The organism is Myroides injenensis M09-0166, from assembly GCF_000246945.1.
GTDB classification, from domain to species: domain Bacteria; phylum Bacteroidota; class Bacteroidia; order Flavobacteriales; family Flavobacteriaceae; genus Flavobacterium; species Flavobacterium injenense.
This window is the reverse complement of record NZ_BAEX01000114.1, coordinates 1-9,567: the sequence shown is the minus strand read 5'-3', so window position 1 is coordinate 9,567 and position 9,567 is coordinate 1. Positions and strand designations below refer to the sequence as shown.

The window sequence follows — 9,567 nt, the reverse complement described above, 5'->3', positions numbered from 1 at the left end:
AAGGGAATTGTAGGAGATAATATCAATATTATGCTAGCTGCAGCTGCATTTAACTTTAAAAGGATGATGAATAAATGTAAATCATCTTTTTGGTTCTTCTTTACAGAAGCGTTTTATACAATAACCAACTTACTATTTTGGAATCTAAAGTTTAAAATGACTTTTTAAGGTTCGACTATTTACTATAAAAGTAATCTACCAGATCTTTTTTGGATCGGATGTCCCAAACTTTTTTTTTAGCAGTTCACGTTGAACTTCTAATTCTATTTCTTTATCACTTAGTAGTTTACGAAGAATCTTATTCTCTTGCTCTGCTTTTTTAAGTTCTTTTGATTTGTCAGAAACAGCAGGTCTTAATCCTGATTCTCCTTGAGAATCGAATTTCTTCTTCCATGAGTAGAAAGTACCTGTACTTAAACTGTGTTTACGACAAGTTACTATTGCCCCATTTTCTTCTGCTTCTTGTAAAATTGATAGCTTCTCAGATAAGCTCCATTTCTTGTATTTCATAAGTCCAAAGTTATGTAATTAATTTACTAATTTCACTCCAGCTTATTTAGGGGCTAATATAATTAAATAAATTAATTATACAATAATAACAAAAAATAAAAATTTGAATCATAAACTATAAAGTAAAAACAAGTCTGTTTTAGGTAAAAAAGCCTTTTGATGCTCAAAAAAAATAGCCTCTTGCAAAATAAAAAGTAGTTGATATTAACAAAATGAAAAAAAGCCTTGTCATTACAACAAGACTTCTTTCCTCTCGACCATCACTACTTATTATTTCTTAAATTTTTCTATGTCAATTTCTTTATAGACAAGTCCTAAGTTTTCACTTGTTTGCTTTCTAATTCGATTTGTCAATTCTAAATCAGAAAGCAGGTTAATACCATAGGATGGAATCATTTCCTTTATCTTAGCTTGCCATTGTGGGGTCTTAACTTTATCAGCAAAACACTTCTCTATCACTTTTACCATTATTGACACCGAAGTAGAAGCCCCAGGAGAGGCTCCAAGTAATGCAGCGACACTTCCATCTTGTGAAGAAACAACTTCTGTGCCAAACTGCAATATTCCTTTACTTGTAGTATCATCTAATTTAATGATTTGTACGCGCTGCCCGGCAATGCGTAAATCCCAATCTTTCATTTCTGCCTCAGGCATATATTCTTTCAAAGCTTCTAATCGCTGTTCTGGCGTCATTAATACTTGACCCACTAGATATTCTGTCAATGCCATATTTTCAAGACCTGCCTCAAGCATAGCTCGAAGATTATAAAAGTTAACTGATTCAGGTAAATCTACCCAACTTCCATTTTTTAAAAACTTAGATGACCAGCCTGCAAAAGGCCCAAATATCAACTCTTTCTTCCCATCTATAATACGTGTATCTAAATGAGGAACAGACATTGGAGGTGAACCAACAGCAGCTTTACCATATACTTTAGCTGCGTGCTTGTTAATAATTTCTGGATTATTACAAACAAGCCATTCACCACTTACTGGGAATCCACCATACCCCCTTGCCTCAGCTATTTTAGTCTTTTCTAAAAGAGGTAAAGTAGCTCCACCTGCACCGATAAATAGAAACTTAGCATTAACACTAGTTATTTTATTTGTCTTTAAATCCTTTACAAACACTTTCCATGTGTGATCTTGATTTCGCTTAAAATTAACTACCTCATGCTTAAATAATATATCTTTATTATCAAACTTGGTAATGCGATTAGCTAACTGCTTTGTCAGTGCACCAAAGTTTACATCACTACCGGTTTCAATACGAGTAGCAGCTACTATTTGCCCCTGATCTCTACCATCCATAATCAAAGGAACCCACTTTTTAATTTCTTCTTTATCCTGTGAAAATTGCATTCCGGTAAAAAGAGGATTAGCAATTAATGCTTCATAGCGTTTTTTTAAAAATTCACTATTACTTTCTCCTGTTACAAAACTCATATGCGCAACTGGATTTATAAAAGTTTTAGGATCCTCAATCTCCTTATTCTTAACCAAGTAAGACCAAAACTCACGAGATAATTCAAAGGACTCATTAACACTAATGGCTTTTTTAATATCTATAGTTCCATCACTTAACTCAGGTGTATAATTTAATTCACAAAGGGCTGCATGTCCAGTCCCTGCATTATTAAGTGCAGCCGAACTCTCAAGACCTACATTGTCTAGGCGCTCGTAGATAACCATAGAAAGCGAAGGATCAAGCTCTTGAAGCAAATTTGCCAAGGTGACACTCATAACCCCTGCTCCTACCATCACTACATCGATAGTTTCTTGCTCTGTTTCTTGTTTTTTACAACTAAAAAACAACAATAAAACAAAGACAACTAGAAGGATACTATTTCTCATTTATTACAAACAGCAATTAAAAGATTAATAATCTTTGAAAAAGAAAATAAAAATAAAAAAGCCACCAATCCAATAATAAAAGTAAAAGCAGGCAATATCCAAGCTCCTTCACCACGAGGGGTAAATAATAAATAGATAGTTACAACAAGTGCAACTACAGCCAAAACATAAGCTAAAAACGAAAATATACAAGAAAGAATCTGAAGTGTTTTTTGTTCTTTCTTAATCACAGCAAAATTTTCCATAGAGTAATTTATTTTAATTAATCATTTCATCACTATCAAAAATACAAATTTTAACATAAAATAACCAAATAATTAAAAATAAATATAATATAAATAACAACAAATATAAATATTTAACCTATAACCAAATAAAAAAACAGCAATCATTTATACAACAGCCTTATTACTAAAGCCCCCCCTATAAAGCTTATACCTTATATTATTTCTTAACAAAACAAGCTATTTATTTAACAAACACCAACACATAAATAAAATAAATCAAACTAAAAAAGCTTAAACATTAATTATTCAATGTAAAATAAGACATTTTTTGTCTATTTTTATAAAATAAAAAGTTAACAAAAATACAAATAAACTAAAAAAGGCAAGAGTTTATGAAAACAACAACATATCTATTGGCATTTATAGCCTTATCATGTAGCGCTTTTACCTCTTGTAGTAGCGATGATAATACACCTGTTAAGGAAATAGAAGAACAAAAAAATGAAGTAACTATAATTTCTTCTACTGCTACGTATTTAAACACATCGGAAGGAAAAGGAAATTACCTTATTAGTTTATCCTCCTTAGATCAAAGATTTACCTTAGAAATTATTTCTGATATAGTAAAGGATGAGGACCTATTAGATATAGACTTAAAATCAAATAAATATGTTTTTTCTAATACAAAGGCACTCTATACAATACATACCAATAGCTCTGTTGTAGATAAAGAAAATACATTTACACTTTCCTCAGGAGAACTGGAAATTAATCAAGGTAATAACTCTTCTTATACTATTAAAGGGAGTTTAACTGATAATCAAAACTTAACTTATCATATTAATTACACAGCAGTAATGGATATACAACCAAAATATGATGTAGAATATGAAATTCAAAATGGGTGGTATTGGGGTGATGATATCTACCAATCTCCAGGATTGGGTGAGTATATGACTTACTTTACGCAAGGACAGGCTAATAGTTATGGCGAATTAAAAGGCGATGGTTATCACATTGCGCTATCTTTCTTTGATCAAATGGCACCTAAGGCATGGGAGGCTCAAATACCAAACAAAACTTTTAAAGCAGCTAGTAAAAGAGCTACTGGAACTTTTCAGGTAGCCTCGCAAGAAGATATAGACAATGGTGTGAGCAATTATGCCTTTGCCTATTTTCAACGCAATGATAGTAAGAAAAATATTGAGGAAGAACTTCTAATCAATGACGGTACAATTAAAGTTTTAGAACACTTATCTGGACAAGAAATACGTTTTAACTTACAATTAGAAAATGGGACTAGACATCTGGGAAAATATCAAGGAAAAGTAATACAAGGCGACCAATACACGGTATCGAAACTAAAAGCTGACAAACAAGTAGGTGCCTTAAACTACGGATACCTTGAATATAAAGGTAAATCACCAATCCCTGGTAAAGAAAACAATAGATGGAATATCTACCTCTATAATAAAGGGTTGACTGCTTATCCACAGTACTATTGGGCTACTGAAGGAAGCGGTGAAATGCTAAGAGTAACTATCTACACTCCATTAGATGATACCAAAGATATACCAACTGGTCAATACAAATTAGGCCAAGAAATAGCAGGTAATGCAGGCCAAGGTGGAGGAACTGAAGCGGGACTTGACTGGGGAACGTGGTATTTTGATATAGAGGATGGTGATTTTAAAAGTTACGCACCTACTAGAACTGGTACTGTAATTATTAAAAAGCAAGGTGACAATTATACTGTAGAGCTAAATGCAATAGATGATAGAGACAATAACATTACAGCTTCCTATACAGGAGCATTGCCTTTTGTTGATCACAATCCAAATACAAAGAGTATAAAAAATACAACAGATAAAAAGCAAAAAACTACTAAATCATATAACAAAGGAAAATTATATGACTGGGCTAAAAGCTTAAAATCAAATAAATAATTTATTACTTAATAAATAATGTTGTTAGTGGTTATTTCCAATTGCTAGGATTCTTTATCTACTAAGAGTCCTAGCTTAATTCAATTACCTCACGACCGTTTTATAACAGTATATATAATACCAAAATAATTAGCCTTAAAATTTATAACTAACTAAAAACTAAAATTATGAAAAGACTAACCAAATTTTTACCAATGTATTTTATTTTGGCTTTTATATTATCATGCTCAAGTGATGATAATAATAATGAAACCACTATAACCACACCTGTGGAAGAAGAAATAAAGATTTCACTAAACTTATCTGAAACTAAAATTGAGGAAAAAGACTATGTTGAGCTAAAAATTACTAATAACGATAAGAACTTAAACGGTGATTATACTTTTGAGTACTCAAATAAAGATATAGCAGAAATAGAAGTAATTAAGGACAAATATTATATTAACGGCAATAAACTAGGTAGTAGCACCATAACAGTAAAGTATAAAGATGCTAAAGCAGACTGCAGAGTTAATGTTGTATCTAGAAAAATTCCGATTGACTTTAAGTTTATAAGTATTGTTGATAATAAACATGCGCTGGCTTATTTAAAACTTAATGCAAGTAGAGAAGAACAACAAGCTGCAGAATTATATATCGACAAACAATTACAAAAGTATAACTCTACATACCGCAGAGAAGATTTAATGATTCCAGAAGAAGAAGAAGAAGAATATCTAAACTACCGAACTAAAAATGCATTAGAGCAAAAAGAAGGTATTATTGAAACCCTTTATGGAAATGCAGCTCAAACTTATCTTGTAGGATATAAAGGTCTTAAAGAGGCAAGAGAATTTATAGATAAATCCTTACTACCATTAGGTTTTGCTCCACTAGACCCTACTATGTATGAGTCAGAGACTATGTATGCATATACTTATAATGATGGAGAGAATAAAATTATAGTTGTCATCGCCCCTTATGAACATCAACAGTTAGGCAATTTACAAACAATAAGATACCTTACTGGTCCTCTTTGGGATTTCTAATTAATTTTGATTTATTATTACTTACACATCTGCAAGGGCTCAATTCTTATAATGAGCCCTTGTTGGTTTTATTACCTACAATTAGTTTTACTTTCAAGATCAATAATCAACACTTTCTACCACCCCAAAGATTCTTTTCTTATTTTTGCAATTATAAATACTTTTATAAAAAAGTATATAACAAACCACTTTTGCGTTAAAGAGCTAATAAACAATGAAAATCATATTATAGATGAAACTAAATAAAGATATCACATTTGATACTGAACGTTTACATTTTGAAATTGTAAATGAAAAATATAAACAAGATATATTTGAAGCTTTAACCCCTACTGTAGCAAAGTTCTTACCTTTTATTCCAACTGGTAAAATTGAAGATACACAAGGTTTTATCGACTATAGCCTATCAGTACTTGAAAAAGGAACTGACATTACTTTAGTTGCTACACTAAAAGAGACAAACGAGTTTATTGGTTGCTGCGGTATCCATGATATTAATAAGGAGTCAATAGCCCTTGGAATTTGGTTAAAAGAAGGAGTCTTTGGAAAAGGTTTTGGAACTGAACTTATCAATGGATTAGAGAAATATGTAAATGACAATCTTGATGTGGATTATCTAATTTACAATGTCGAGAAAGACAATGTAAATAGTATTAAGATTGCTGAGAAATTAGGCTATAAATATCATAGCTCTTTTATTAGAAATATCAGCCAGGAAAAAACATTAAATATGCTGCAATACCGCAAAGAAAATAATAAATAACTCACAATAGCTTTAAAAACAAAATGTTTTTTAAAGCTTTTTTTTATACTTATAAATGACTACATTACCTTTAGAAAATATAGATTATAGTACAATACCCTGGGATCGCCTGGTACATTTTCAAGGAAGAGCAATTGATGTTCCAACTATAATAAATGTTATCGAAAATGGAAATACAAGCGATCAGCGAATGGCTCTAGTTACACTAGCTGGACTTATTGAGCATAAAGGAGGGGTAATTATTACCACCCCTATTGTATTACACTTTCTATTTAAAAAGTTACAAACAGACCAAGCAAATAAAAGTCTACTTTTAAGAATCATACTTAAAATAGCAAAAGCAGTTGCCTATCAGTGGGAAGTTTTCTTAGATTCTAATGAATTTGAAGGTAAAACTTTCTCTAGTGATATATGGAAACCAACATCTGTTTATTTATGGGAGCCTTATCAGAGCAAAGACAAAGATGAACTTTTATGGGCTACGGCTAATGCTCAATTATTCTTTGACGATGCTTGGCATTACACAAAAGAAGTACTCTTGGCATATAAAGACATAGTAGCACAATTACAAGGGATGGATTTAATTAGTCAAGGACACCTAGAAGATCTTCTTACAATTCTTAAAATGATTAAAGATCAAAAACGTCAACCCTTCTCTCTTTCAAAAAAATGGAGTAGCCAAAGACTCATGTTTAGTGTAATTACACCTGAAGATATAGAGCATTTCACAACTCATTTTACTCCAGAAATTTCTCAATACTTAAGCTTTGATATTACAAAAGAAACTGCGCTATTAAAAGAATATATACGCCGCTCTGGTTTAGAAGTAGAAAAAGGTACTGCCTTAGTCTTAGTGGTTAGAGATATAGTGACACACGAATTTTTAGGCAGTTGCGCATTAAATGATATTAATTGTGAAAGCGTAGAAATTGGGCTTTGGTTAAAAAAACAAGCACAAGGAAAAGGATATGCAACAGAGATTGTAACTACCCTTATTGATATTTGCAAAACAGAACTATCAACTTGTTATATTATCTATAGTGTTGAGAAAGATAATCTAAAGAGTATTGCCGTTGCTAAAAACTTAAACTTTACAAAGGCAAAAGAATTTATTATCGAACCCAGTGTATTTAAAAATAGAATGCGAGAAATGAAACAATACTTACTTTATATTTAAAAGTATTTTACTCTTCTTTAAAGCACCAGAATATTTAAAAAAATAAAAACAATCTATTTTTTAACAATAATTAAATAAATAATTATACAATAAAAGTAAAAATAATTCTATTTTAGTAAAACCTTATCAAATCAAACAAACTCATGAAAACAGGAATTACTTTTACAGCATTTGAAACCCTTCACGCTGGCTATGTGAAAATGCTAGAAGAAGCCAAAAGACAATGTGATTACCTTATTGTTGGATTAAATACTAATCCCAAAAGAGAAGTTACTAAGTATGATGAAGACCCTAGGAGCTTAATTGAGCGTTATATTCAATTAAAAGGATGTAAATACGTAGATGAAATAGTTCCATATGAGAATGAAGAAGACTTAGAAGATATACTTCGATCTTTTAAAATTGATATTCGTATAATTGGAGAAGAGTATAGAAAAAAGCCATTTACCGCCAAAGAATATTGCCAAGGAGTAGGTATAGAAATCTATTACAATAAAATGGATCTTCGTCCCAAAAAACTTGAATTTTTCAAGAAAGTAAATAAAGCAAAGTAATATTCTTATAGATTTTAAAAAAGGTATAATAAAAAAACTTGTAGTTAATTACCTAGTAGACTTCTCCCTAAAAAGTGTCCAACTTTTTTGGGGAGAGTCTAGCTATGTAGGTTTTTTTACTGTATTATTTCAATCTAGATTGTTCCCATTTCCATGCACTTAACAATGCATCTTCTAAAGAAAGCGTGGCTTTCCAACCTAAAACTTCATTTGCCTTTTTAATACACGCAAAGGCTTGTGTAATATCGCCTTCTCTTTTATCTACTATCTTATAAGGTAAAACTTGTCCGCTTACTTTTTCAAAGGTTTTAATAATTTCCATTACCGAGGATCCTTTACCTGTCCCTACATTAAATATTTCTATTTTTTGCTTGTTTTCTTCCTTTATTAACCTAATTAGTGCAGCTACATGCGCCTTTGCTAAATCTACAACGTGAATATAATCACGGATACACGTGCCATCGGGTGTGTTATAAGTATCACCAAAGACAGACAATTCTTTGCGTTTACCTATAGCGGTTTGGGTGATAAACGGAATAAGGTTTTGAGGTACCCCTAATGGCAATTCTCCTATAAGCCCTGACTCATGCGCTCCTATTGGATTAAAATAACGCAATAAAACAGCATTCACATTACTTACCTTGGCAACATCTCTGATTATTTCCTCACCTATTTGTTTAGTATTTCCGTATGGTGAAAATGCCTCTTTAATAGGTGCATCTTCTGTAATTGGCATTTTATCAGCCTGCCCATAAACGGTACATGAAGAACTGAAAATAAAATAACTTTTATCTTGAGGCTCTAAATTTGCGAGGATATTAAGTAAAGGCACAAGATTGTTTTCATAATATAATATAGGTTTCTCTGTGCTCTCTCCCACTGCTTTAGAAGCTGCAAAATGAATAACACCTTTCACTTTAGGATTGCTAGTAAAAAAAGAATTCACAAGAGTTTTATCTCTTAAATCCATTTGCATAAATTCAGGGCGAATACCTGTGATTTTTTCAATGCCATCTAATACAGTAATTTCTGAATTAGATAAATCATCAATTATAATTACCTCAAATCCCTGTTGTTGTAACTCCACAACGGTATGTGAACCTATAAAACCTAGTCCCCCGGTTACTACTATTTTCATTCTTTTCTTTTTTGATTAACGCTAAAGTGATGTTTTCGCTTATGTATTTATAAATAATACACTACCTATGCTCTCCTAAACAATTCCCAAAATCAAAGGTAAAATAATTTCAACACATAACATTACTTTATTTTTCATAGGTAAATTAGTTTTTCTCTCAAACAATACAATCACTTAAAGAACCACATATCACTAGTAACTAACTTAAACTCGAAAGATATATGTTTATAAGATGACATTATTCTCAATTTAAATTACTTTGATTCATTTTTAAACACTACATATCTAAAAAATATTTTAAATAAACTATTTCTTAACAAAGTATTTATTTTTTAATTACTTTTACTTTCATTTATTACCATTTATATAT

At 31.1% G+C, this 9,567-nt stretch carries 9 protein-coding genes; 5 read left to right on the top strand and 4 right to left on the bottom strand.

Annotated features, from left to right (window positions below):
- Positions 1-195: 195 nt before the first annotated feature.
- The 3 genes from RH98_RS14030 to RH98_RS14020 all read right to left on the bottom strand — a co-directional run bounded on the left by RH98_RS14030 (position 196) and on the right by RH98_RS14020 (position 2,609).
- Entirely contained in the window at positions 196-510 is a 315-nt protein-coding gene (locus RH98_RS14030) for a transposase (protein WP_010256304.1), read from the bottom strand.
- 270 nt (positions 511-780) lie between these two features.
- Positions 781-2,364 (bottom strand): malate dehydrogenase (quinone), encoded by a 1,584-nt coding sequence (mqo, locus tag RH98_RS14025; protein ID WP_010256302.1) that lies wholly within the window; start codon positions 2,362-2,364, stop codon positions 781-783.
- Positions 2,361-2,609: a hypothetical protein gene (locus RH98_RS14020; protein ID WP_010256300.1), complete on the bottom strand. Its 249-nt coding sequence runs from the start codon at positions 2,607-2,609 to the stop codon at positions 2,361-2,363. Before RH98_RS14020 ends, mqo begins: the two co-directional genes overlap by 4 nt.
- 374 nt (positions 2,610-2,983) lie before the next feature.
- On the opposite strand from RH98_RS14020, the gene RH98_RS14015 reads away from it, so the two are divergent.
- The 5 genes from RH98_RS14015 to RH98_RS13995 all read left to right on the top strand — a co-directional run bounded on the left by RH98_RS14015 (position 2,984) and on the right by RH98_RS13995 (position 8,059).
- Positions 2,984-4,537, top strand: coding sequence for a hypothetical protein (locus RH98_RS14015; RefSeq protein WP_010256298.1), 1,554 nt, complete (start codon positions 2,984-2,986; stop codon positions 4,535-4,537).
- Between the two features lie 167 nt (positions 4,538-4,704).
- Entirely contained in the window at positions 4,705-5,565 is an 861-nt protein-coding gene (locus RH98_RS14010; protein WP_010256295.1) for an Ig-like domain-containing protein, read from the top strand.
- Positions 5,566-5,797: 232 nt separating this feature from the next.
- Complete coding sequence (locus tag RH98_RS14005; protein WP_010256292.1) at positions 5,798-6,328, top strand: GNAT family N-acetyltransferase; 531 nt, start codon at positions 5,798-5,800, stop codon at positions 6,326-6,328.
- Between the two features lie 55 nt (positions 6,329-6,383).
- Positions 6,384-7,505, top strand: coding sequence for a GNAT family N-acetyltransferase (locus tag RH98_RS14000; protein ID WP_010256288.1), 1,122 nt, complete (start codon positions 6,384-6,386; stop codon positions 7,503-7,505).
- A gap of 143 nt (positions 7,506-7,648) precedes the next feature.
- Entirely contained in the window at positions 7,649-8,059 is a 411-nt protein-coding gene (locus RH98_RS13995; RefSeq protein WP_010256285.1) for an adenylyltransferase/cytidyltransferase family protein, read from the top strand.
- 124 nt (positions 8,060-8,183) lie between these two features.
- Here RH98_RS13995 and galE read toward each other — a convergent pair whose 3' ends face one another.
- Positions 8,184-9,197: a UDP-glucose 4-epimerase GalE gene (galE, locus tag RH98_RS13990; RefSeq protein ID WP_010256283.1), complete on the bottom strand. Its 1,014-nt coding sequence runs from the start codon at positions 9,195-9,197 to the stop codon at positions 8,184-8,186.
- Positions 9,198-9,567: the final 370 nt, after the last annotated feature.